The 21,785-nt window shown below is 70.8% G+C and carries 19 protein-coding genes and 1 pseudogene; 7 read left to right on the top strand and 13 right to left on the bottom strand.

Translation table 11 applies throughout. The annotated features are described in order from the left end of the window. Positions 1-85: 85 nt before the first annotated feature. The 4 genes from ACQP03_RS08245 to ACQP03_RS08230 form a co-directional block, all read right to left on the bottom strand. On the bottom strand, positions 86-727 hold the full coding sequence (locus ACQP03_RS08245) for a Uma2 family endonuclease (RefSeq protein ID WP_357122308.1): 642 nt from the start codon (positions 725-727) through the stop codon (positions 86-88). 149 nt (positions 728-876) lie between these two features. Next, a complete protein-coding gene (locus ACQP03_RS08240) occupies positions 877-1,335 on the bottom strand; it encodes a hypothetical protein (RefSeq protein WP_357122305.1) in 459 nt (152 codons plus the stop codon). A 37-nt stretch (positions 1,336-1,372) separates the two neighbouring features. Further along, on the bottom strand, positions 1,373-1,564 hold the full coding sequence (locus ACQP03_RS08235) for a DUF397 domain-containing protein (RefSeq protein ID WP_357398580.1): 192 nt from the start codon (positions 1,562-1,564) through the stop codon (positions 1,373-1,375). Beyond that, on the bottom strand, positions 1,554-2,435 hold the full coding sequence (locus tag ACQP03_RS08230; protein WP_433460767.1) for a helix-turn-helix domain-containing protein: 882 nt from the start codon (positions 2,433-2,435) through the stop codon (positions 1,554-1,556). Before ACQP03_RS08230 ends, ACQP03_RS08235 begins: the two co-directional genes overlap by 11 nt. A 136-nt stretch (positions 2,436-2,571) precedes the next feature. Between ACQP03_RS08230 and ACQP03_RS08225 the strand changes: the two genes are divergently transcribed. Then, complete coding sequence (locus ACQP03_RS08225) at positions 2,572-2,814, top strand: hypothetical protein (protein ID WP_357398583.1); 243 nt, start codon at positions 2,572-2,574, stop codon at positions 2,812-2,814. Beyond that, positions 2,811-3,134: a hypothetical protein gene (locus ACQP03_RS08220; RefSeq protein WP_357398585.1), complete on the top strand. Its 324-nt coding sequence runs from the start codon at positions 2,811-2,813 to the stop codon at positions 3,132-3,134. Before ACQP03_RS08225 ends, ACQP03_RS08220 begins: the two co-directional genes overlap by 4 nt. Before the next feature lie 20 nt (positions 3,135-3,154). Here the strand turns inward: ACQP03_RS08220 and ACQP03_RS08215 are convergent, their stop codons facing one another. Continuing rightward, a complete protein-coding gene (locus tag ACQP03_RS08215; RefSeq protein WP_433460766.1) occupies positions 3,155-7,105 on the bottom strand; it encodes a CARDB domain-containing protein in 3,951 nt (1,316 codons plus the stop codon). Positions 7,106-7,514: 409 nt separating this feature from the next. Beyond that, positions 7,515-8,063 carry a GNAT family N-acetyltransferase gene (locus ACQP03_RS08210; RefSeq protein ID WP_357398589.1) on the bottom strand — a complete coding sequence of 183 codons (549 nt, stop codon included), beginning with the start codon at positions 8,061-8,063 and terminating at the stop codon, positions 7,515-7,517. Between the two features lie 51 nt (positions 8,064-8,114). Here ACQP03_RS08210 and ACQP03_RS08205 point away from each other — a divergent pair, with 51 nt between their 5' ends. Continuing rightward, a complete protein-coding gene (locus ACQP03_RS08205) occupies positions 8,115-8,945 on the top strand; it encodes a YhjD/YihY/BrkB family envelope integrity protein (RefSeq protein ID WP_357122281.1) in 831 nt (276 codons plus the stop codon). Here ACQP03_RS08205 and ACQP03_RS08200 read toward each other — a convergent pair whose 3' ends face one another. Genes ACQP03_RS08200 through ACQP03_RS08185 form a run of 4 tightly spaced genes read right to left on the bottom strand, consistent with a single transcriptional unit; the run spans position 8,946 to position 12,589 of the window. Next, a complete protein-coding gene (locus tag ACQP03_RS08200) occupies positions 8,946-10,163 on the bottom strand; it encodes an ABC transporter permease (RefSeq protein ID WP_357122277.1) in 1,218 nt (405 codons plus the stop codon). It lies immediately after the preceding gene. Beyond that, complete coding sequence (locus ACQP03_RS08195; RefSeq protein WP_433460765.1) at positions 10,160-10,906, bottom strand: ABC transporter ATP-binding protein; 747 nt, start codon at positions 10,904-10,906, stop codon at positions 10,160-10,162. Before ACQP03_RS08195 ends, ACQP03_RS08200 begins: the two co-directional genes overlap by 4 nt. Beyond that, on the bottom strand, positions 10,903-12,006 hold the full coding sequence (locus ACQP03_RS08190; protein WP_357398591.1) for an efflux RND transporter periplasmic adaptor subunit: 1,104 nt from the start codon (positions 12,004-12,006) through the stop codon (positions 10,903-10,905). Before ACQP03_RS08190 ends, ACQP03_RS08195 begins: the two co-directional genes overlap by 4 nt. Next, positions 11,996-12,589: a hypothetical protein gene (locus tag ACQP03_RS08185; RefSeq protein ID WP_433460764.1), complete on the bottom strand. Its 594-nt coding sequence runs from the start codon at positions 12,587-12,589 to the stop codon at positions 11,996-11,998. The genes ACQP03_RS08190 and ACQP03_RS08185 overlap by 11 nt, the downstream gene beginning before the upstream one ends. A gap of 122 nt (positions 12,590-12,711) precedes the next feature. Between ACQP03_RS08185 and ACQP03_RS08180 the strand changes: the two genes are divergently transcribed. From ACQP03_RS08180 to ACQP03_RS08170, 3 genes are all read left to right on the top strand, one after another. Beyond that, entirely contained in the window at positions 12,712-13,413 is a 702-nt protein-coding gene (locus ACQP03_RS08180; RefSeq protein WP_357122268.1) for a response regulator transcription factor, read from the top strand. Next, complete coding sequence (locus ACQP03_RS08175) at positions 13,403-15,235, top strand: HAMP domain-containing sensor histidine kinase (RefSeq protein WP_433460763.1); 1,833 nt, start codon at positions 13,403-13,405, stop codon at positions 15,233-15,235. The genes ACQP03_RS08180 and ACQP03_RS08175 overlap by 11 nt, the downstream gene beginning before the upstream one ends. Positions 15,236-15,357: 122 nt before the next feature. Next, positions 15,358-16,953, top strand: a complete 1,596-nt coding sequence (locus ACQP03_RS08170) for a phytoene desaturase family protein (RefSeq protein WP_363660835.1) — start codon at positions 15,358-15,360, stop codon at positions 16,951-16,953. Between the two features lie 190 nt (positions 16,954-17,143). Here the strand turns inward: ACQP03_RS08170 and ACQP03_RS08165 are convergent, their stop codons facing one another. Further along, positions 17,144-18,724 carry a Rieske 2Fe-2S domain-containing protein gene (locus tag ACQP03_RS08165; protein WP_357173316.1) on the bottom strand — a complete coding sequence of 527 codons (1,581 nt, stop codon included), beginning with the start codon at positions 18,722-18,724 and terminating at the stop codon, positions 17,144-17,146. A gap of 198 nt (positions 18,725-18,922) precedes the next feature. Between ACQP03_RS08165 and ACQP03_RS08160 the strand changes: the two genes are divergently transcribed. Then, a complete protein-coding gene (locus ACQP03_RS08160) occupies positions 18,923-19,147 on the top strand; it encodes a DUF2631 domain-containing protein (protein WP_007456591.1) in 225 nt (74 codons plus the stop codon). An 87-nt stretch (positions 19,148-19,234) separates the two neighbouring features. Here the strand turns inward: ACQP03_RS08160 and ACQP03_RS08155 are convergent. Together ACQP03_RS08155 and rlmN are read right to left on the bottom strand one after the other, a co-directional pair. Further along, positions 19,235-20,523 (bottom strand): annotated as a pseudogene (locus ACQP03_RS08155) (DivIVA domain-containing protein). A gap of 31 nt (positions 20,524-20,554) precedes the next feature. Next, positions 20,555-21,712 (bottom strand): 23S rRNA (adenine(2503)-C(2))-methyltransferase RlmN, encoded by a 1,158-nt coding sequence (gene rlmN, locus ACQP03_RS08150; protein ID WP_433460762.1) that lies wholly within the window; start codon positions 21,710-21,712, stop codon positions 20,555-20,557. Positions 21,713-21,785: the final 73 nt, after the last annotated feature.

The following is a 21,785-nucleotide window of genomic DNA, read 5'->3' as shown; positions in this document are numbered from 1 at the left end:
GCCGCCGGCCTTGATCCACACGAGTTCGCCGATCTCGGGGTATCCGCAGCTCCCGGACACCCCGACGTCACCGAACCCGTGTCGATCAAGCGGTGCCGGACTCGTCTGGGACCGATTCCTCGTCCAGCAGTTCGGCCGGATCGATGGAGAACTCGAAGGGCTCGCGCATCGCGAAGGTGCTGCCCGCTGCTGCGGCGGCCATCGGCCGGTACTCCCCGTTGACCAGCTCGAACAGAGCCAGCGTCGGTACCCGATTGCGCAGGTCCACTCGGAGAAAGAACGGAACTCCAGCAGCCGCGTACTCCCGGGGCCGGTCGATCACGTCCTTGCGTCGGTTGCCCGGCGAAACGATCTCCCCGAGTAGTACCGCCTCGGCGATGGGTACCGTCGTGCGGCCACCCCCGGAGCTGCGCAGCGCAACGATGTCTGGAATGAAGAGATCATCCCCGGAGAGGACGTTGATCTCCGGATAGACCCAGAAGCCAGCCTTTCGCGCTGCACGGTGGAGCACGTAGGGCAGTTCCCGCTCGACCGACTGATGGTCGATCCCCGCATGTGGTGTCACGATCACGCTTCCGCTCAGGACCTCAACCTTCGGGCCGTTGGTCTCCGGCAACAGGTCGAGGGCGAGCTGCGCGGTCCACGGCTCGTCGTGCCACCGCAGCACGTCGAACGACGGCTCGGTGTGCTGCGGCGCCGGCTCCGGCGCGAACGCTGCCTGGGCCATTCGGGCTCACCCCCTCAGCGGACCATCCTGCTCAGGTCAGCCTAGCCACCGCCGCCCACGATGTGCGTCGCCGCACACATGGTCCGTCTATCCGAAATGACCGCACCGCAGCCTCCGCGCGTGGCGGTGCAGATCTTGGACACTTTCCGTCATGGCCGAACGGAAACTTTCCAAGATCTGCGGGCCGACCCCGGGCTCGTCGTGGTCCGGTGCCGTACGACGGCCAGCCAGAACGCTGCGCCGATGCAGGAGACGGCCAGCAGGGACAGCAGCACCAGGGCCGGGTTGACCCAGACGGGCACCAGGTCGTAGGTGGCATTGCATCGATCGTGCAGGGGGAACCATCGCGACGACTCACGCCAGTGCACGGCGCGGTAGGCGCTGTCGTAGCTGACGCCGGCCTGTCGGCAGGACTCCTCCGAGCTCATGGAGGAACCCGCGAACGCCCCGACGAACCAGGTGACGACGGCGGCAGCGATCGAAAGCCCGGCCGTCGCGACGAACCAGCCCGGGGTCTTCCACCTGCCGGTGAGCAGAGGTCCGCCCCACAGCCAGAGCACGAACAGAGCGGGGACGGCGAGGCAGAGCCCGGTCGCGACGACACCCATCGTGATTCTCAGCCTCCCGCGAGCGAGCCGGCCGTGATCATTGCACGGGCTGGTGCACCGCCGTGAACTGGACGAACGCGGCCCAAGCCGAGGGTGTGAAGGTCAGCGTCGGTCCCTGCCGGTCCTTGCTGTCGCGTACGCCGACCGACTCAGCGAAGCCGGCCACCTCGACGCAGTCGCCCTCGCTGCCGGATCGGGTCGACGTGCGCCAGACTCCGTCACGCTCCATCGGTCATCTCCTTCGCTATGGCCGCGATCAGCTCGCGGGACTCGTCGGCGCTGAGCGCCCGCTCACCGAGGGAGCGCCAGGCGTCCTCATAAATCTCGATCTCGTGGGTCTTGTCAAGGTAGACCGCGCCGCACGGGCCGTCCATGTAGATCGTGGTCGGCTCCGGCTCGCGCACGTCGGACGGGGAGTCGAGCATGGTGAAGGTGCCGGCCTGCGCCCAGCGCACCAGGCCGGCGTCGAGCGGCAGCACCCGGACGGCGATGTTGTGTTGCCGTGACGACACCACCAGCGAATCCAGTTGCCGGGCCATCGCCGCGCGATCCCGCAGCGGCCGGCGCAGCACCGCCTCGCTCAGGATGACGTCGAGGCGCGGGGCGCGCGGTATCGCACGGGCCAGCAACCGTTGCCGGCGCAGCCGCACGTCCACCTTCGCCTGGCGGTCCACCTCGCTCAACTGCGGCTGGTCGATGGCGATCAGCTCGGTCATGTACTCGACCGTCTGCAACAACCCGGGGATGAGGTCCGCCTCGTACTTGCGGATGCGGGTGGCGGCGGCTTCCAGGCCGACGTAGAGCTTGAACCAGTCCTTGATCGCCTCGCCGTAGCTGTGCCACCAACCGTGCGCCTTGGTCTCCCGAGCAAGCGCCCGCATCGTCTCGATCGTCTCCGGGGACGCGCCGTAGACGCGACACATGGCCGCCACGTCGTTCGGGTGCATAGAGACCTGGCCGGTCTCGTACCGCCAGATCCGGGGTGCCGACCATTCCAATTCCTTGGCCGCGGCGGTAACCGTCACGTACGCGTTTTCGCGAAGCTCTCTCAGATATCTGCCGAGCTGCCTGCGTGGAACCGTGCTGCCGGAGTCGTCCACGTCATCTCCCTGGCTGTCGTCGCGTAAGCCGCCTCGTCCCTCGGTCCGGATTCTGCTCCGAAACATTGTGTTGAACCATCAGTGGAATGACCCTCATTGATGACGGCGACCGCGAAAATCCCACCGGAGGACGGCCATGGAAACGACCGACGACCTGCCATTGCCGCCCTACGTGACCAAAGAGGACGTCGTGTTCGCGCTGCGGGCGGTCAGCGTGCACGCCCCCGTGCGGCGACCGGACGGCGAGCGCTGCCGCAGGGACGACGCCCGGCACCCGTGTCGGCTGCACCGCTGGGGCCGTCGCGTCCTGCACCAGCGCGGGCTGACCGACGGCCAGATCCAGACGCTGGTGGACGGCGGAACGGTGGTCCTGCCATGAGCGTCGCAACCGAGCCCCGCTGGATCATCCACCTGCCGACCACGCTGACCAGCCTCGACGAGGTGACCGCCCTGGCCGTGGCACTGCGCGACTCGCTCGGTCACCTCGCCGTCGTCGACTTCGGGGAGACCACGCTCAGCGAGGAGGACGCGCAGTTCCTGCGTACCCGAGTGTTCTGTGACGCCCGGCTGGGCGAGGCCGGCCGGTGCCGGCGACCCGATGCCCACGGCGGACCCTGCGCGGCGACGGTCGACTCGGGTTCGTGGAAATCGGGGTGTCCGCAGTCCGCGGACACCCCGACTTCGGCGAAAACGTGTTGATCAAGCGCGGAACTGGCGGGTCAGCCGCCGTTGATGACGAACTGCGAGCCCGGCTGGATGACGATGTTACCGTCGGCCGAATTCGTGATGGTCACGTTCGTCAGGTTGGCGTTACCGCGCGCGCCGCTCATCGCAAGGATGCCGGCACCGTTGTTCGACTTGTCGATCCGTACGTTGGTGATGGCGACGTTCGGCATGTTGCCGCCACCGTTCTTGAACTGGATCCCGTCGTACGTCGAGTCGACGATGTCGGTGTCCCGGATGGTGACGCCGGTGATGTCCCGGGTGGAGGGGAAGAGCGTGATGGCGCCGAACTCCTGGTCCTCGTTCCAGAACGCGCCGCCGGTGCGGTAGAGCCCGTTGTTGGCGATCAGCGTCGTGCCGGAGAACGGCAGCGGGTCGTGGTCGGTCGCCAGCATGATGCCCGGGTAGTTGGCGGTGTCGTAGATCAGGTTGTTCTCGATCGAGTTGTCGTAGCCGCCGTAGATGGCGATGCCGTTGGCCCGCCAGGGCAGCTGGACGGTGTTGTTGACGAAGTGGTTGTCGTGGGCGATGTCGACGCTGCGGTCCTTGACGTACGGGTTGGCCCAGACGGCGAGCGCGTCGTCGCCGGTGGTCCGGAAGGACGAGTTGAACACCCGCGAGTTGCGCGTGCCGTTGCTGAAGTTGATGCCGTCGGCGTACGTGTCGCGGATCCGCATGCCGCTGAACTCCAGCCCGTCGGCCGGCCCCCACAGGTCGGGGATGTTGTCGTAGTCGCGGCCCACCCAGACGCCCACGTTGGCGTGCTCGATCCAGACGTTGCTGATCTTGGTGCCGGTGCCGAACCGGCCGTTCAGACCCACGCCGCCCTCGGCGTTGCCGTCACCGCCGCGGATCCGGCCCGAGCCGAAGATGGCGATGTCGGAGATCTGGGTGTTCTTGTCGATGTCGAAGCCGAAGTTGCCCTCGTGCGGGTGGTTGATGCCGCCCACCACGTTCTGCGGCTCGGTCAGCGTGTAGAGCTGCGAGTGCCACATGCCGGCGCCCCGGATGGTGACGTTGCTGATGCCGACCTGGTTGTACATGCCCCGGTTCAGCGGGTCGTCGGTCAGGATCTTCTGCTCCTGCCGCCACTGCCCGGCCGGGATCCAGACGCAGCTGATGACGCCGTTCTGGTCGTCGGTCACCGCCCGCTGGATGGCGGCGGTGTCGTCGAGCCCGTCGTTCGGGACCGCGCCGTACTGGGTGATCGAGGTGCAGCCGGCCGGCTGGCTCAGCGGCGGGGCCACCTGCTCCAGGTCGATCATGTCGATGACGTAGAACGAGGCGGTGTCGCCCGAGTCGCGCTGCAACTTGAACCGGGTGCCCGCCGGGTACGACTGCGACAGCAGCGCGTTCGACTCGTCGAAGAGCCGTCGGGCGTCGGCCTGCGGGGTGTTGGTCAGCGCCTCCGGCCCGTCGGTGTCGCCGTAGAGCCAGCTGTGCTTCGACGACAGGGTCAGCTTGCGGGAGAAGACGTCGTTGACGTAGAGGCTGATGGTCGCCTCGATGCCGCCACCACCGGGCGCGTCCGGGATGGAGTTGCGCACCACGATGGCGTTGGCCTGGTTGGCCGAGGTGAACTCGACGAACTGGCCGGTGCCGGTGAGGCGTACCGACTTGCGGCCCGAGGACTCGCTGGCGAAGTTGGTGTGCCCGAACGTGCGCAGTGGGTCGGCCTCCAGCAGCGTGCCCGAGTAACGGCCGGACTCCGCCTCGTACGAGACGTACGGCACCGCCGCGCCGCGTCCGACCACGATGGACTGGCTGAAGGTGTTGTTGCTCTCGTTGGTCTCGGCGACCACGTTTGTGGCGTCGGCGGTGGCGGTGATGGTCGCGCCGCCGCTGGTGGCGGTCCAGCTACCGCTGACAGCTACGGTGGTCGTCGAGCCGGCGGCGATCGAGGCGGTGTTGGTGTTGAGCGTGGTGCCGCCCACCACAAGTCGGGTGACGGTGGTCGCGCCGGTCGCGGTGGTGCCCCGGTTGCGGACCGCCACGGTGAAGGTGACGGACGCCCCGACGGCCGGGTTGGGCGGGTTCGAGGCGATGCTCAGCACCTGCAGGTCCGGCCCCGGGGCCTGCGCCACCACCAGCGGCGACGCCGCCGTGAGGCTGTTGTTGCCGTTGTTCTGCTCGACGACCGTGTTGGTCGGGTCGACCACCGCCGACACGGCGTAGCTGCCCATCGGTCGCGTACCGGCGTTGAACGACACGGTCGTCGAGGCACCGGCGGCGAGCGCGCCCACCGTGGCGCTGCCGACGAGCGTCCCAGCCAGGCTGAAGTTCACCGTGGTGGCCGCCGCGGCGGCGGTGCCGATGTTCTGCACGACGGCCGAGAGCGTGATCGCGGAGACCTCGCTGGGCGACGTGGGCGACCAGGACAGCGAGCTGACGACCAGGTCCGGGTTGGGGGCCGGGGTGCCGCAGACCTCCAGCTCGGCCACCTGGCCGGACGGAGCGCCGGTGTTGCCGGTGAACCGCAACTGCACGTCCGCCGTGGTCGCGCTGACCGGAATGGTCACCGTGTTGACGCCCTGGACGAACTGGTAGGCCGCCGCCGGCACCAGGCTGGTGTACGACGACGACGCCTGGTCGCGGCCGAGGACCTGGATCGTCTGGGTACGGGTGCCCCAGGACGAGTCGGGGTTGAGCTTGACGGTGACGCCGGAGATCGAGTGGTTCGCGCCGAGCGCCACGGTGAGGTTCTGCGGGTAGCTGGCCGCACCCTCCCAGTAGGTGCCGAGCTGCCCGTCGTTCGCCTTGTCGGGGGTGAAGGTGAAGGTGGAGCCGCTCGCCGTCATGCTCTTGCCCTGCGCCACGTTCGTGCAGGCCGGGGGGTTGCTCCCGGTCCGGGTGACGGTGTTGCTGTTGCCGGACAGGTTGCCCGCGCCGTCGCGGGCGCGGACGTAGTAGGAGACGGTCGCGGTCACCGGCTGGGTGTCCTGGTAGGTGAGGACCGCGCCCAGCGTCGCGATCAGGTTGCCGCCCCGGTAGACGTTGTAGCCGGCCAGGCCACTGCCACCGGAGTCGGTCGAGGCACCCCAGGTGAGCGTGATCGTGCTGCCCGACGTGCTCTGCGACAGCGTCCCCGGCACGCTCGGCGCGGTGGTGTCACCGCTGCCGGTGCGGGTCACCGTGTTGCTGGTGCCGGAGACGTTGCCGGCGGCGTCGCGCGCCCGGACGTAGTACGACACGGTCGCCGTGGTGGGCTGGGTGTCGTTGAACGTGGTCACGGTCCCGACGGACTGGAGGAACGCGCCGTTGCGGTAGACGTCGTAGCCGGCGACACCGCTACCGCCGGAGTTGTCGGTGGACGCGACCCAGGCGAGGCTGATGGTGGTGCCCGACTGGGTGTACGAGAGGTTGCCGGGCGCGCTCGGCGCGGTGGTGTCGGGGGTGGTGCCGCCGCTGCCGTACACCTCCAGCTCGGAGAGCTGCCCGGCCGGCCAGCCGCTGTTGGCGGTGATGGTGATCCGGACGTAGCGGGTGGCGGTGGCGCTGAAGTTGATCGTGGCGGTGCTGCCGCTCGCCGGGTTGAAGGTGTACGTCTGCGACCCGGCCAGGTCGGTGAACGACGAGCCGTCGGCGCTGCCCCGCACGCTCAACGTCTGGGTGCGGGTGCCCCAGCCCGAGGTCGGCAGCTTCAGCACGACCTGGTTGACCGACTGTGACGAGCCGAGATCGACCTGTACCCACTGGGGGAACGCGTTGTTGACGCTCTCCCAGTAGCTGCCCGCGTTGCCGTCGACGACCTTCGACGAGTCGTAGACGTCGGCGTGCCCGCTCTCCTGGGTGGGACGACCCTGGGCGAGGTTGGTGGCCGCCGCGGCGACGGCGCTGCTGGCGGCGGCCGGTTGGTCGGCGGGGCGGGCGGCGGAGGCCGGAGTGGCGAGGGCCGGGTTCGCGAGGGCGGTCGCGATCAGCGTGGTCGCGACTGTCGCCGCCACCATCCTGAACAGTGTCGCTCGTCGTCTCATGACTGTCCTGTCGTCGGGGGACGGTTGCCGCGGGCGGGGGTGACCACGGTGGGGTGGGTGGCGGTGCGTCGCCGACCGGTGAGGCGGGCCGGCGTTCGAGGGGTACGACCATCAACGGGCCTCCCCAGGAGGCCCGTTGAATCTTCCGCGAGCATGCACAGAATCGTGCACGCGTTTGTCTAGTTCTTGCGTAACTTTGACCAAAGGTTACTGACGTGCTACGAGAGCGTCAATACTTCGACCACCGTGACTATTGACGGAGTTGCCCACTGTTGGCGCACCTCGATCCACGCACAAATCAGGGAAGGCGCCACCCCCGACGAATGGAGGCGAAACCTTCCCCGAAGCTGTACGGATCTTGCGTCAGGTGATTCCGGAACGATCAGGCCGCTGGGGCCGCCAGGACGAAGGTCTCCAGCACCTCACCGCCGTACCAGTCGGTGCGTTGGCCCACGTGCTCCATGCCGAGTCGCCGGCAGACCGCCATCGACGGCTCGTTGCCCGGCGACACGACCGCGTAGATCTCGGAGGTGCCGGTTGCGAACTCCCGGACGATGAGCGCACGCGCCGCCTCGGTGGCGTAGCCGTGGCCCCACGAGTCGGGGTGCAGGTGCCAGCCCACCTCGATGTCGTCGGTGAGCTGACTCTCGTCGCGCCCCGGCAGCGGCTTGAGCAGCGCCGTACCCGCCACGACGCCGGTCTCCCGTACCTCGATCGCCCAGGTGCCGTACCGTCCCTGGTCGCCGGCGTGCCGCTCCTGCCAGAACCGCAGCCGCTCGGCTGCCTGCGACGGGTCGCTCATCGGCAGGCCGACCACGTTCAACCATCGGGTGACGTCGGCCCGCGAGTAGATGTCGTAGATCCGAGCCAGGTCCGCCGCTTCGTCGGTCCAATCGCGCAGGATGAGGCGTTCGGTGGTGATAACAGTCATGACCGGCGATCTTAAGGAGTGACCGTCCCGACGACAGGGAAGGAGAAGCCGATGGGCAGCGGTTGGCAGCGCGCGAAACGGATCACCAGTGCCGCGTTCCGTCCGGTGCGCGGACGCGACCTGTCGCTGCACGCCGCGGCGATCACCTTCTACGGGGCGATCGCCGTGGTCCCGGTGGCGCTGCTGGCCCTCTGGCTCACCTCGCTGGTCGCGGGCGCCGATCGGGTACGCCGGCTCACGTCGTACGCCGTGGAGGCCCTGCCGACAGCGATCGGCGCGCCCCGGGCGGTGGCCGCGCTGGTCGACGCCGGGGTGCAGTTGACCCCGCTGCTGGCCCTCGCCTCACTGCTGCCCGCGTCGCTGTACGGCGAAGGGCTGCGCCGGGCGTTCGTGTCGGTGGCGGCGCCACGCACCGACGAGCACCTGGTGGGGTGGCGGGGTCGGCTGCTGTTGCTGCCGCTGCTCGCGCCGGCGCCCGCGCTGCTGCTGTCGATCCTGCTGGCGTTACCGCTCACCACCCGCCTGGTCCGCCAGGGCGGCTGGGTCGGCGCGCTGGGCATCGTGCTGTCCTTCCTGGCGGTCTGGCTGGTGCTCACACCGGTGCTGGTGTGGGTGTTCCGGGTGGTCGGGCCGGCGTCGCCGGACTGGCTCTCCACCCTGGCGATCGGTTCGTTCACGGCGGCCAACCTCTCCGGGTTCCTGCACGGCTTCGTGCTGTTCGCGTCCCTGCCGCTGGACCTCGGCGTGCCGTTCGGCGGGTTCGACCCGATCGGCGCGGGCGTGGCCGTGCTGCTGTGGCTGTACGTGTTCCACGTGATCGTCCTGGCCGGCTACTCCGCGACCCTGGCACTCTCGCGGTGGCGTGCCCAGCGGCCGAGCTGATCACGCGCTGGCGAGCGCTTCGGTGGGGGTGAGGCGGGCGGCGCGGATCGACGGGTAGACGCCCGCCGCCATCCCGACCAGCATCGCGCCGCCGATGCCACCGGCCACCGAGGTCACCGGGATCGTCGGCGGCCAGCCCTGGTAGCTGGCGTACCCGACCGTCGCGAGCACGCCGAGCACCGCTCCGGCGGCTCCGCCGAGCACGGACAGCAGCACCGACTCGGTGAGGAACTGCACCCGGATCTGCCCCCGGTTCGCGCCGAGCGCCCGGCGTAGACCGATCTCCCGGCGGCGCTCCAGCACCGAGATGACCATGGTGTTGGCGACCCCGATCCCGCCGACCAGCAGCGCCACGGCGGCCAGCCCGAGGAAGAGCGCGGAGAACGTGTTCTCGGTGGCCCGCTTGGCGGCGAGCGCGTCCGAGGGGCGGCTGACCTGGATCAACCCGGGCAACTGCGGGTCGAGGGTGGCCGGCAGCACGGCACGCACGTCCTCCAGCGCGGCCTCGCGGGCCCGCACGTACACGACCGTGGGATGCCCGTCGAAGCCGAGCAGGTTTCGGGCCGCGTCCCAGCCGACCAGCACCGACCGGTCCAGGTCGGGGGCGATGGGCAGCGGATCGAGTACGCCGATCACGGTGAACCACCGTTCACCGACGAGCACCTGGGGCGGCCGGGCCGGGTCGACGGTGGCGAACCCGAGCCGGCTCGCGGCCACGTAGCCGAGGACGGCGGTCGGCAGCCGGGCCGTGCCGTCGTCCAGGAACCGGCCGACGCGGACCCGTCCGTTGACGGTGTCCAGCAGATCCGGGCGCGCGGCGAGGGTCGTGAGTCCCGACGTGTCGTAGCGGTCCACCAGGTCGTTGCGGCGGACCGCGACGTGGGTGTTCGCGACCGCGCTCACCGTCTCGACGGGTCCGATCCGGTCCACCATCGCCACCGACTCCGCCGGCAGCAGCACGGGCGGGTCCTGGTCCGGCACGGGTTCGGCGCGCAGCAGGTTGGTGCCGAGAGCGGAGAGCTGGTCCATCAGGTCGCGTTGGCTGGACGCCGGGATGCCGACCACAACGATCATCGTGGCGATGCCGATGGAGATGCCCAGGGCGGACAGCGCCGCCCGCATCCGCCGGCTGGTCAGCCCGAGCAGGCCGAGCCGGAGTACGTCGCTCGGGGCGAGCCGGGGCGGCCGGCCGCCGGGTGCCGCTGTCGGTGTGCTCATCGGTGGGTCCTGTCGAGGGTGTCGGAGACGATCCGCCCGTCGCGGATGTCCACCTGCCGAGGGGTACGGGCGGCGAGGTCCCGATCGTGGGTGATCATGGCGATGGTGGTGCCCTCGGCGTGCAGGCTCAGCAGCAGCGCCAGGACCGCCTCGCCGTTGGCGGTGTCCAGGGCGCCGGTCGGCTCGTCGGCCAGGACCAGCGCCGGGTCGTTGACCAGCGCCCGCGCGATGGCGACCCGCTGGCGTTCCCCGCCGGAGAGCTGGTGCGGCAGGTGGTCGACCCGGTGCGCCAGGCCGACCCGGGCCAGCGCGTCGATGGCCGTGCGGCGACGGCGACGACGGGGTACACCGGCATAGAGCAGCCCGGTGGCGACGTTCTCGGCGGCGTCGAGCCCTCCGACGAGGTGGAACTGCTGGAACACGAAGCCGAGCCACCGGCCCCGCAGCGCGGAGAGCCGCCGGTCGGACAGGTCCGTCACCTCCTGCCCGGCGACGCGTACCCGGCCGCTGGTGGGCAGGTCGAGCGTGCCCATGATGTTCAGCAGGGTCGACTTGCCGGACCCGGACGGTCCGACGATGGCGAGGAGTTCTCCCGCGCGTACGGTCAGCGAGACGTCGTCCAGGGCGGTGACGTCGCCCGGGTACGTCCGGCTCACCCCGTCGAGCTGCAGGACCGGTTCGGTGTACGCCGGGATCACCTCGGTCGGCGCGTCCCGGAACGGGAAGGGGATGACCGTGCTCACGCGGCGGTCACCACCGTGAGCCCCTCGGTGACACCGTCCCCGCTGACCTCGACGAGCCCCCGGGAGAACATCCCGGTCTGCACGGCCAGCAGCCCGCCGTCGGGCAGTTGGAGGGCGTGCCCGCCCTCGCGGAGCGCCACCAGCGCGCCGACCGGTACGGCCAGCACGTTCCGGCGGGCGCTCGTGGTGAACGTGACCTGGACCGACGCCGCGTCCAGCTTCCCCACGTCCGCCGCCTTGGCCGGCGTGACGAGGACGTCCACCTTGGGCGGGCCGGCCTGACCGGTCCCCGCGTCCGCGCCTGCGCCCTGCACGGTGTGGGAGATCGAGGCGACCCGACCGGGGACCTCGGTCGTGTCGGGCAGGGTGATCGCGACAGTGGCGCCCACCCGGATGCTGCCGACCTCGGTCGCCTCGACCGCGACGGTCACCAGCTTGACCTTCTCGGTGACGGCCACCAACTCACCGCCGACCGGGTCACCGGGCAGGGCCTTCACCGCGCTCACCCGGACCGGCCCCGGCAGTACGACCGCCTGCCCGACCTCGATCCGGCCGGTGGGCTCCAGGTCGAGCGCCTGCTGCCACTTCTTGATCGCGGCCACCAGCGTGTCGGTGAGCAGGGCCCGACCCGAGCCGATCTTCGTGCCGTCCTTCGCGCGGGTCGGCTGCGTGCCGACGGCGTACCCGAGGGCCTTCAGGTTGTCCCGCACGATCAGCACGTCGCTGCCCACCAGGCCGGGTTTGTCGAGGGTACGAAAGAGCGGGGTGCCGCCGAACAGCACCGGCACCGGCCGGTCGTCGACCCAGTACAGGGGCTTGCCACGGGCCACCGTGTCACCGACCTTGGGCAGGCGGGTGACGACGCCCTCGCCGGTGCCCTTGACCACCCGCTCCGGGCCGAAGCCGAGCGTTCCGTCGAGAGAGCGGCTGTCCGACAGGTCGGTGCGGGTCACCGTGGCCGTCGTCACCGGCGGAGGGGCGCTCGCCGTACCGTCGTCGTGCCGTCGCAGGGTCAGCGCCGTGACGCCCGCGCCGACGGCGACCACCACGGTCACCAGGGCCACGACGATCGCGGTTCGCCGCTTCGGCCTACCGTCCACCGAAGGCCTCCATCGTGCACTCGCGCTCCACCTTCGAGAGCGCCGGACCGTCGAAGCCGCCCGACGGGTCGGCGACCCCGTCGTCGTACGTCCAGCCGGAGCCGTCCGGCAGCGAGTGGATCTTCATACCGCGACCACGTAGGCACTGCACGTAGTCGTTCCACTGGCTCTCGTAGTTCGGGTTCCTCTTCTCGTCCAGCTCCGGCGGCTGAAGCGGCAGCTTGTTGGCGCACGCCACGTACGCCGCCTTCGGCTCGCCACTCTGGTCGAGGGAGATGCCCGGTCCGCTTCCGGTAGCACCGGCCGAGCGGCCCTTGTTCTCCTTCACGCCGTTGTCCCGCAGGCAGAGGTGGTACGCGTACCAGAGCCGGTTCTCCTCCTCGTCGGTCGTGTCCAGCCGCAACTGCGGCCGACCGATCGTGGCCGCGCCGGACGTGGCGGCGCTCGGCGTGGCGGACGTCGTGGCGAGGGAGGCGACGTCGGCGGCGCCCTCGGCTGCGGGCTTCGCACCGTCGCAGCCGGCGAGGACCGTGGCGAACAGGGTGAGCGCGGCGAGCCCGACTCGTCGTGGTGCGTTCGTCATGGCGGCAGCCTCACGAACAGTTGTCAGAGACCTGTCAGGAAGCGGTCCTCATCCGGTAGCCCCAGCTCACGGGCGTCGCCGAGGGCGGTTCAGGACGGCCCGCGACACGTACAGTCGCTGCCGTGACCGCGCGGGTGCTGATAGCCGAGGACGACGAGAAGCAGGCCGAGTTGGTCCGCCGCTACCTGGAGCGGGAGGGGCACACGGTCGTCGTCGTCGGCGACGGGCGGGCCGCCCTGGAGCACCTGCGCCAACGCCCGCCGGACCTGCTGATCCTCGACGTGATGATGCCGAAGGTCGACGGGCTGGACGTCTGCCGCATCCTGCGCCGGGAATCCGACCTGCCCGTGCTCATGCTGACCGCCCGCGCCACCGAGGACGACCTGCTGCTCGGCCTCGACCTGGGCGCCGACGACTACCTGACGAAGCCGTACAGCCCCCGCGAGCTGGTGGCCCGGGTACGGACGTTGCTGCGCCGGGGCCAGCGGACGACGCACCCGACCGACCCCGTGCTGCGGGTCGGCGACCTGCACGTCGACCCGATCCGCCACGAGGTACGCGTCGACGGACGACGCGTCGACTGCACGCCGGGCGAGTTCCACCTGCTCCAGGCGATGGCCGCCCAGCCGGGACGGGCCTTTACCCGGGACCAGCTCCTCGGCCACCTGCACGGCTTCGACAAATACATCACCGGCCGGACCGTCGACGTCCACGTCATGAACCTGCGCCGGAAGATCGAGCCGAACCCGCGCAGACCGGTCCGCCTGCTGACCGTCTACGGCGTCGGCTACAAGCTGGCGGAGGCGAGCCACCATGCGGCGTGAGGTGCCGCTGCACCGCAGCCTGCTGCTCCGGTTGCTCGCGCTGGCCGTCCTCATCGCCGTGGGCTCGATCGCCGCCACGGCCTGGCTGGCCGTCCGCACCACGACCGGGGCGATCCGGCAGGAACAGGGCCAGGCGCTCGCCGACGACGCCCGCATCTACGACACCCTGATCGGTTACGCGGCGACCCACCCGAGCTGGGCCGGTGTCGACACCGCCCTGCGACCGCTCGCCGAGCAGGTGGGCCGGCGGATCACCCTGACCACCGAGTCGGGTACGCCGCTCGCCGACTCGGCGCCGCAGGCCGGTCCGCTGCCCACCAAGCCCTCCGCGACCATCGACGCGCTCGCCGTCGACACCACGCTGACCCTGGGCTCCCCCGGGGTCGTCGACGCCGCGCGGATCGACCCCCGCGCCGCCGGCCCGTACCTGCTCCCGCCCGACGAGCGCCGCACGCTGCTCGACCGGGCCGACCAGGCCGTGCTGTGCCTGCGGGTACGGCCCAGGATCGCGGCCGTCGTGCGGGAGGAGCCCACCGGCCGCCCCCGGATCGAGACCCCCGGCGCCGACCTGAGCGACAACCCCGTCTGCGCCGAGCCACGGGCGGACCTGGCGACTCCGACGGCCACCGAACGCAAGGGCCTGGCCCAGCTCAACGCGTTGGTGAACACCTGCCTGGCCCGTCGCAAACTGGCGCCCGTGAGCGTCGACCTGGACTGGACGTGGAAGACGCAGCCCGCCCCCACGCGGAGCAGCCGCGCGGACGTCACCGAGGCCGACCAGGACCACAGCCAGGCGGTCAACGCCTGTCTGGGCACCAGCCGCAGGGAACAGCTTCTCCCGTACGTCGCCCCGGCGGCGACCCTGTTCGTCTCCGACCCGGGTGGTCGGCCCACCACGACCTTCGACCTGTCCCGCGTCAACCAGGCCCGGATCGTGGCGGTCGCCGGTCTCGTGCTGCTGGTGACCGTCGGTGTCACGGTGCTGGCCGGTGTCCGGCTGACCCGTCCGCTGCACGCGCTGACCGGCGCCGCCCAGCGGATGCGCGACGGCGACGGCGCGGCCCGGGTCCGCGTCACCGGCCGGGACGAGATCGCCCGGCTGGCCGAGGCGTTCAACGACATGTCCGAGCGGCGCGAACGCCTCGAACAGCTCCGTCGCGCCATGGTCAGCGACATCGCCCACGAGCTACGCACCCCGGTCACCACGATCCGGGGCTGGTTGGAGGCCGCCGAGGACGGCATCGCGCCGCTGGACCGGAGGTTGGTGTCGTCGCTGCTGGAGGAGGCGACGTTGCTGCAACACGTGATCGCCGACCTGCAGGATCTCGCCGAGGCGGAGGCGGGCGCGCTGCGGCTGCACCCCGAGACGGTCTACCTCGCCGACCTGCTGGGCCAGGTGGCCGAGGCGTACCGCGTGCAGGCCGACCTGGCCGGCGTGACACTGTCGGTGCTCCTCGACGCCGACCCGCAGGTGTACGCCGACCCGGTGCGACTGCGTCAGGTCGTCGGCAACCTGGTCGCCAACGCGGTACGCCACACTCCGGCCGGCGGCCGCGTCACGATCAGCGCCGGGGCGGCCGGCGGAAAGGTGACCATCGCCGTCGCCGACACGGGCAGCGGCATCAGCGCCGAGCATCTGCCCCGGGTGTTCGACCGCTTCTGGCGGGCGGAGAAGTCCCGCAGCCGGCAGACCGGCGGCAGCGGCCTGGGCCTGTCCATAGTCCGCAAGTTGGTGGAAGCCCACCAAGGCACGGTCCAAGCCCAAAGCACCCCCGAAAAAGGCTCAACCTTCACGGTCCACCTCCCCACCCACCCCAGTTGATCAAGAGGTTCGCGTCATCCGGACGGCGTTTCCTGACGCGAACCTCTTGATCACCGGGTTGCGGCGGGCGGTGGCGGGCGGTGGTGGGCGGTGGTGGGGTGGTGGGACTAGGCTGCGGCGGCATGAGTGGTGAGATTCCGGCTCGGGCGGACGTCGTCGTCGTTGGGAGCGGGCACAACGGTCTGGTTTCTGCGGTTCTGCTGGCGCGCGCGGGTCTGGACGTCCTCGTGGTCGAGGCCGCCGACGTGATCGGCGGCGCGACCCGCACCGAGAACCCGTTCCCGAAGGTGCCGGGGCTGCGCCACTCCACCGGCTCGTACCTGCTCGGGCTGATGCCGCCGGAACTGCTCGCCACCCTCGACGTACGCATCCCGGTGCTGCGCCGCGACCCGCACTACTTCCTGCCCACACCGGGTGGCCTCGGCTCGCCGTACCTGCTCTTCGGCAGTGACACCGCCGCCACCCGGGCGCAGCTCACCGAGTTCTTCTCCCCCGCCGACGTGGCCGCCGACGACGCCATGCAGGCCGAGCTGGCCGCGCTACGCGAGGACCTCGCCCCCGCCTGGCTGGCCGAGCCGCTGAGCGTCGAGGAGACCGCCGAGCGGCACGTCCGCCCGGCACTGCGGCAGGTCTTCGTCGACCTGGTCCGCGGGTCGGTCGCCGACTACCTGGCCCGCTTCGAGTTCCGCTCCGAACTGCTGGTCAGCATGTACGCCGTCACCGACGGCCTCTCCGGCCTCAACGCCGGCCCCGACGACCCCGGGACGGGCCACAACTTCCTCGTGCACAACATGTGCCGGCTACCCGGCTCGGGTGGCACCTGGATGATCGCCGAGGGCGGGATGGGCACCGTCTCGCGGACGTTCGCCGACGCCGCCCGCGCCGCCGGGGCGAGGATCCTGACCGGTACGCCGGTGAGCGCGGTGACCCTGGACGGCGGCGCGGCCAGCGGAGTGGTGTTGGCCGACGGTCGGCAGGTCAGCGCCCGCGTGGTGCTCGGCGCGTGTGATCCGTACCGGCTGATGGAGCTGTTGCCCGACGGCGCGCTCCCGGCGCGACTCGGCGAACGGATGGCGGCGGTCCGCCGGCCCGGCACCACCCTCAAGCTCAACCTGGCGCTGCGCGGCCTGCCGCGCTTCTCCTGCCTGCCGGCCGACGCGCCGAGCCCGTTCGGGTCGACCATCCACCTGCTGCCCGGCTCCGCGTCGCTGGTCGGCGGCGACGCCCCATCGCCGATGACCGCGCTGCGCGACATGTGGACGGACGTGCAGGCCGGGCGGCTGCCGGCCGAGCCGACCATCGAGTGGTACCTGCACACCACCGTCGACCCGTCGCTCTCCGACGCCGCCGGGCACCACTCGTCGGCGCTGTTCGTCCAGTCGGTGCCCTACGCGCTGACCGGCACCACCTGGGACGCCGAACTGCCCGGCTACGTCGACCGACTCGTCGAGATCGTCGAACGGTACGCCCCCGGCACCGCCGACCTGATCGCCGACGCGGTGCCGCTGCCCCCGCCGGGCATCGAGGCGCACTTCGGCATCACCGGCGGGCACATCCACCACGTCGACAACACCGTCTCGTTCACCGACCGGATGCCCTACGCCACCGGCATCGACGGCGTGTACGCGGGCAGCGCCGGCTGCCACCCCGCCGGCAGCGTGATCGGCGCCGCCGGCCACAACGCCGCCCGCAAGATCCTCAAAGACCTGGGGCACTAACCAGCCCTACCCGCCCACCCCCGCCGCCCGCGCCCACCCCCGCGCCCGCCCCCGGCCGGCCGGCCGCGTCGGCCGGCCGGCCGCGTCGATCATGTAGTTGTGGTGGTGAACAGAGACGACTTAATGGGGAGAAACGGGCACCACAAGTTCATGATCGACGCGGGGGGCGGGGGCGGGGGCGGGGGCGGGGTTAGCTCAGGGCTTCGCCGGCGGGGGCGGGGGTTTCCGCGTCCACGCGGTGGGCTCTCACCTTGTGGCCGACGCTCGTCAGGCAGCGGCCGCTGGGCAGGTCGAAGCGCCAACCGTGCAGCTGGCAGGTGAGCTGGTCACCATCGACGATGCCGAAGCGGGTCAGATCCGCCTTCAGGTGCGGGCAGCGGCGCTGCACCACCCAGTCGCCCAACGTGATGTCCTCGGCGTCGGTGCTGCGCTCGTGCTCGTCGTACCAGCCCTCGGCGTACTGGAGACGCTCCTCGGAGAGGCACTTGAAGAACGCGTAGACGAACTCGTTGTACTGGCCGATCCGCGCCGCCGAGAACCGGCAGGACAGGAAGAGCGAGTTGACCCAGTCCACCTCGTCGATGAAGAGCAGGTGCTCGATCAGCGACCGCTCGGTCCGGAACCGGTACCGGACCTTCTCGTCCGCGTACGGCCGGACCTCCTTGCCCGGGAAGTCCACCACGATCGACTCGACGCTCTCGCCGTCGTACCCCACCAGGTCGAAACGGACCGGACCGCCGACCCCCTTGGCCAGGTAGATCGACTCGTCGAGCAGCGGCTCGATCCGGCGCTTCATCTCGCCGAGCACGTCCACCTCGGGGTGCCGCCAGGATGCCTTCTCCGCCTCGATGATCGGGCGCTTACGCTCCCGCATCTCCTCCAGGTGGGCGACCTTGTTGGCGAAGAACTCCTCGACCGGCACCGGGTGGGTGGTGCTGGCGCCCTCGGTGGTGACCTCGGCGACGCTGCCCGGCAGCAACACGATCCCGTTGGTGCCGCCGACCTTGGCGTACTCCGACAGGAACACCGACTGGTCGGGGAAGATGTTGCCCTCGTCGCCGAAGATGTCGTTGAACTGCCACAGCTCGTCGTCGAGGAAGCACGGCGGGCCGGCGATCGGGAAGACGTGATCGGCCTTCAGGTCGTCGATGTAGCGCCAGGTCCGGTCGAACTGCCGGTCGCGCTTCTGCTTGCCGAACGCGGTCTTCGCCGCCTGCGGCAGCTCGTAGACCATCGGGTACCAGATGGCCCCGGAGAACTGCAGCAGGTGCGCGTGCACGTGCCCCAGCTCGGCGAAGACGCTCAGGTCGGTGGGGCGGGCGTCGTTCTGGTTCAGCAGCCGCACCCCGTCGTGCTCAACCCAGAGCGACGAGTCGCCGATCGGGCCGTCGGTGGGGCTGGTCAACGCCTGAATCATGATCTTCAGGCCGCCGGGCAGCTCCACGACCTGCTCGTTCGGCGCCTTCAGAAACTTGGTGAAGCCCAACGCCCGGAACTCGTCCTCCATCTCGGAGGTGGGGAACTCGGGAAGCAGAACCGTGGCGTCCTTCGAGATGTGGTCCCGCAGGTGCTTCGCGTCGAAGTGGTCCCGGTGCAGGTGGGAGACGTACAGGTAGTCGACCTGGCCCAGCGTCTCCCAGTCGAGCAGCGAATTGTCCGGGAAGGGGAACCACGAGGCGAAGTAGGCCGGATTGACCCACGGGTCGCACAGGATGCTGCCCGCGGCCGTGTCGATCCGCATGCTGGCGTGCCCGGTTCCGGTCACTCGCACCGCACAGTCCCCCTCAAACAGACAATCAGGTGTACGCCAAACGCTACCGGAGTGAGTCTGACCGCCACCCCTCGACGCCCGTAGAGCCGTCCGGCCTGGGCGGGCAGGGCTGTACGGCCGGGAAACCCCCACCGCACCGCCCCGGGCGGGAGGCGTGCCAGACTAACCAAAGATCCGATCGCGAGGGAAGGACCGACAGTGGCAGGAAGCGAGCCGGTAACGTCGCCGGACCAGCACAAGCCCGGGCACCGCAAGTCGGGGCGCATCGGCGCCGTGCTGTCCGCGCTGGCGCTGGTCGTCATGGCGTTCTGCGGCAACCACGAAGGCAGGGTCGAGGACATCTGGCTGGTCGGCCTCGCCGCGCTGCTGCTGGTCATCGTGATCGGCGATGCCGTGCTGCGCCGCAACGGTCTGCGCTCCTGACCCAGCCGTCCGCCGGTCGACCGGCCGAAAAACGTCGAGGGCCCGCCCCCACCTGGGGACGGGCCCTCGTTCGTGTACGCCTCCGGCTCAGCGCCCGAACAGGATGTCCTGCACGTCCTTGAGCGCCGCATCGACCTCGGCCTCGAAGTAGCCGCCGGGCACCAGACCGAACCGGAGCGTGTCCAGGTCCTTCGGGTCGACCGGCATCGGGTTGCGACGCTGCATGCCGCCGAGCAGGGAATCGAAGAACTGGTCCACCTGGTCCGGGTCGTACCCGCTGCCGAATCGACGGACCTGGAACCGGCGGCGGATCTGGTCGACCCGGTACAGGTCGCTACCGGGCGGGCCGGCCATCGGCGGACCACCCATCGGCGGACCGGCGACGGCGGGCGGGCCGGCCATCGGCGGACCGCCGATGCCCTGCTGTGGCATCGGGGGCGGACCGCCCGGGCCGCGCCGCAGGTCACGCAGGTCACGCTCGGGCATCCGGATCTCGGCCGTCATGTCGGCGCGGGCCCGCCGGCCGGCCTCGAAGCCGTCGAAGCGCGGCTCGTCCGGCTGCGGGTAGCCACCGGGCGCTCGCGGACCGTCGGGCGGGCCGTACCCACCGGGCATCCGCTGATCGTCCGGCGGACCGTACCCACCGGGCATCCGCTGATCGTCCGGCGGACCGTACCCACCCGGCATCCGCTGATCGTCCGGCGGACCGTACCCACCGGGCATCCGCTGATCGTCCGGCGGACCGTACCCACCCGGCATCCGCTGGTCGTCCGGCGGGCCGTACCCACCCGGACCGGCCGGCAGGCCACGCGGCGGCAGGCCGTGCCCACCCATCGGGCCGCCGGGCCCCATCTGGCCGGGACCCCCGGGCCGGGACCGGGGCCACCAGGGCCAGGGCCGCGCTGCGCGTCGTAGCCACCCCGGGGGGCGTCGTACCCGCCGGCGAAGGCGCCGGTGGGCTCGTCGTACCGGCCGTAGCGGTCGGCCGGCGGACCGGCCTGGGCGGGCATCGGGCGGGGAGGCATCGGCTGCGGGACCATGCCGCCACGGTCGTCGCGCATCGGCGGACCCATCCGGTCCGGGGGACCCATCCGGTCACCCATCCGAGGATCGCCGCCGCGTCCGGCGCTGTTGCGCTCCTCCAACTCGGCCAGCTGTCGCTCGACGCGGTCCAGGTGCAGGTCAACCTGCCACTCGTCATAGCCGTTGAAGCGGACCCGGAAGACGACGTCGTGGACCTCCTGCGAGGCGACGGGCGCACCGACCTGTCGGCCGTCGAGCGTCGCCTCGACCCGGTCGAGGAAGGCGTCCACCTCGTCGACCTTGTATCCCCGGCGAACCGCCTTGCGCCGGAAACGCTGACCCTGACTCGCCACTATGTCTCCTGGTGTCGTTCGCCACGCCCGGTCACGCCGGTGCCTCGTCGGCGCGGTCGGTGAAGGTGTCGGTGTCCTCGGCGGCGGCGAGCTGGCCACACGCGCCGTCGATCTCGCGACCCCGGGTGTCCCGTACGGTGGTGGAGACTCCCGCGTCGCGCAAGCGCCGGACGAACTCCCGCTCGACCGGCTTCGGGCTCGCGTCCCAGCGGCTGCCCGGGGTCGGATTGAGCGGGATGAGGTTCACATGCGTCAACTTGCTGGCCAACAGCCGCCCGAGCAGGTCAGCTCGCCACGGCTGGTCGTTCACGTCCTTGATCATTGCGTACTCGATGGACACGCGACGGCCCGTCCGGGCGGCATAGTCCCACGCTGCGTCCAGCACCTCGGCTACCTTCCAGCGCTGGTTTACCGGCACGAGTTCGTCGCGCAGATCATCATCGGGCGCGTGCAACGACAGCGCAAGGGTCACAGAGAGGTCTTCGCTGGCCAGTCGGCGGATGGCCGGAACCAGGCCGACCGTGGAAACGGTGATGTGCCGCTGGGACAGGCCGAGCCCCTCGGGCGCGGGGCTGACCAGCCGACGGATCGCCGCGATGACCCGGTTGTAGTTGGCCAGCGGTTCGCCCATACCCATGAACACGACGTGCGACAGCCGCGGCGGTGAGCCGGCGACCGCGCCGGAGGCCGCCACCCCGGCCAGGTAGACCGCCTGGTCGACGATCTCGGCGGTGGACAGGTTGCGGGTCAGCCCGGCCTGGCCGGTGGCGCAGAACGGACAGGCCATGCCGCAGCCCGCCTGGCTGGAGATGCAGACCGTGACCCGGTCCGGGTAGCCCATCAGCACGCTCTCCACCAACGCGCCGTCGTGCAGCTTCCAGAGCGCCTTGCGGGTCGCGCCGTCGTCGCAGGCCAACTCACGCACCGGCGTGAGCAGCGTGGGCAGCAACTCGTCGGCCAGGCGCGCACGGGTCGCGGCCGGCAGATCGGTCATCGCCTGCGGGTCGCGTACCAGCCGCCCGAAGTAGTGGTTGGAGATCTGCTTGGCACGGAACGCGGGCTCGCCCAGCCCGGCGACCAGCGACTGGCGGCCGGCCAGGTCCAGGTCAGCAAGGTGCTGCGGTGGCATGGAGGCCCGGCGTGCGGTGGGGGCGTCCGAGATGGCGGGGATCAGCGGCAGACTCGTCATGGCCGGTCCAGTGTGTCACGCCTGCAGCGTTCGGCACCCGTCCGGAGGCGTCGAACCGGCCCCCAGCGTCGGT

This window comes from Micromonospora sp. CA-248212 (assembly GCF_050948405.1).
GTDB lineage: Bacteria > Actinomycetota > Actinomycetes > Mycobacteriales > Micromonosporaceae > Micromonospora.
The sequence above is the reverse complement of the archived record's forward strand: the minus strand, read 5'-3'. Positions and strand labels throughout refer to the sequence as shown.

Coding starts and splice junctions, on each gene's coding strand:
- ACQP03_RS08225 (WP_357398583.1), top strand. CDS start 2,572: ATGGAAACGACCGACGACCTGCCATTGCCGCCCTACGTGACCAAAGAG.
- ACQP03_RS08200 (WP_357122277.1), bottom strand. CDS start 10,163: ATGAGCACACCGACAGCGGCACCCGGCGGCCGGCCGCCCCGGCTCGCC.
- ACQP03_RS08210 (WP_357398589.1), bottom strand. CDS start 8,063: ATGACTGTTATCACCACCGAACGCCTCATCCTGCGCGATTGGACCGAC.
- ACQP03_RS08215 (WP_433460766.1), bottom strand. CDS start 7,105: ATGGTGGCGGCGACAGTCGCGACCACGCTGATCGCGACCGCCCTCGCG.
- ACQP03_RS08245 (WP_357122308.1), bottom strand. CDS start 727: ATGGCCCAGGCAGCGTTCGCGCCGGAGCCGGCGCCGCAGCACACCGAG.
- ACQP03_RS08185 (WP_433460764.1), bottom strand. CDS start 12,589: ATGACGAACGCACCACGACGAGTCGGGCTCGCCGCGCTCACCCTGTTC.
- ACQP03_RS08220 (WP_357398585.1), top strand. CDS start 2,811: ATGAGCGTCGCAACCGAGCCCCGCTGGATCATCCACCTGCCGACCACG.
- ACQP03_RS08235 (WP_357398580.1), bottom strand. CDS start 1,564: ATGGAGCGTGACGGAGTCTGGCGCACGTCGACCCGATCCGGCAGCGAG.
- ACQP03_RS08170 (WP_363660835.1), top strand. CDS start 15,358: ATGAGTGGTGAGATTCCGGCTCGGGCGGACGTCGTCGTCGTTGGGAGC.
- ACQP03_RS08240 (WP_357122305.1), bottom strand. CDS start 1,335: ATGGGTGTCGTCGCGACCGGGCTCTGCCTCGCCGTCCCCGCTCTGTTC.
- ACQP03_RS08175 (WP_433460763.1), top strand. CDS start 13,403: ATGCGGCGTGAGGTGCCGCTGCACCGCAGCCTGCTGCTCCGGTTGCTC.
- ACQP03_RS08205 (WP_357122281.1), top strand. CDS start 8,115: ATGGGCAGCGGTTGGCAGCGCGCGAAACGGATCACCAGTGCCGCGTTC.
- rlmN (WP_433460762.1), bottom strand. CDS start 21,712: ATGACGAGTCTGCCGCTGATCCCCGCCATCTCGGACGCCCCCACCGCA.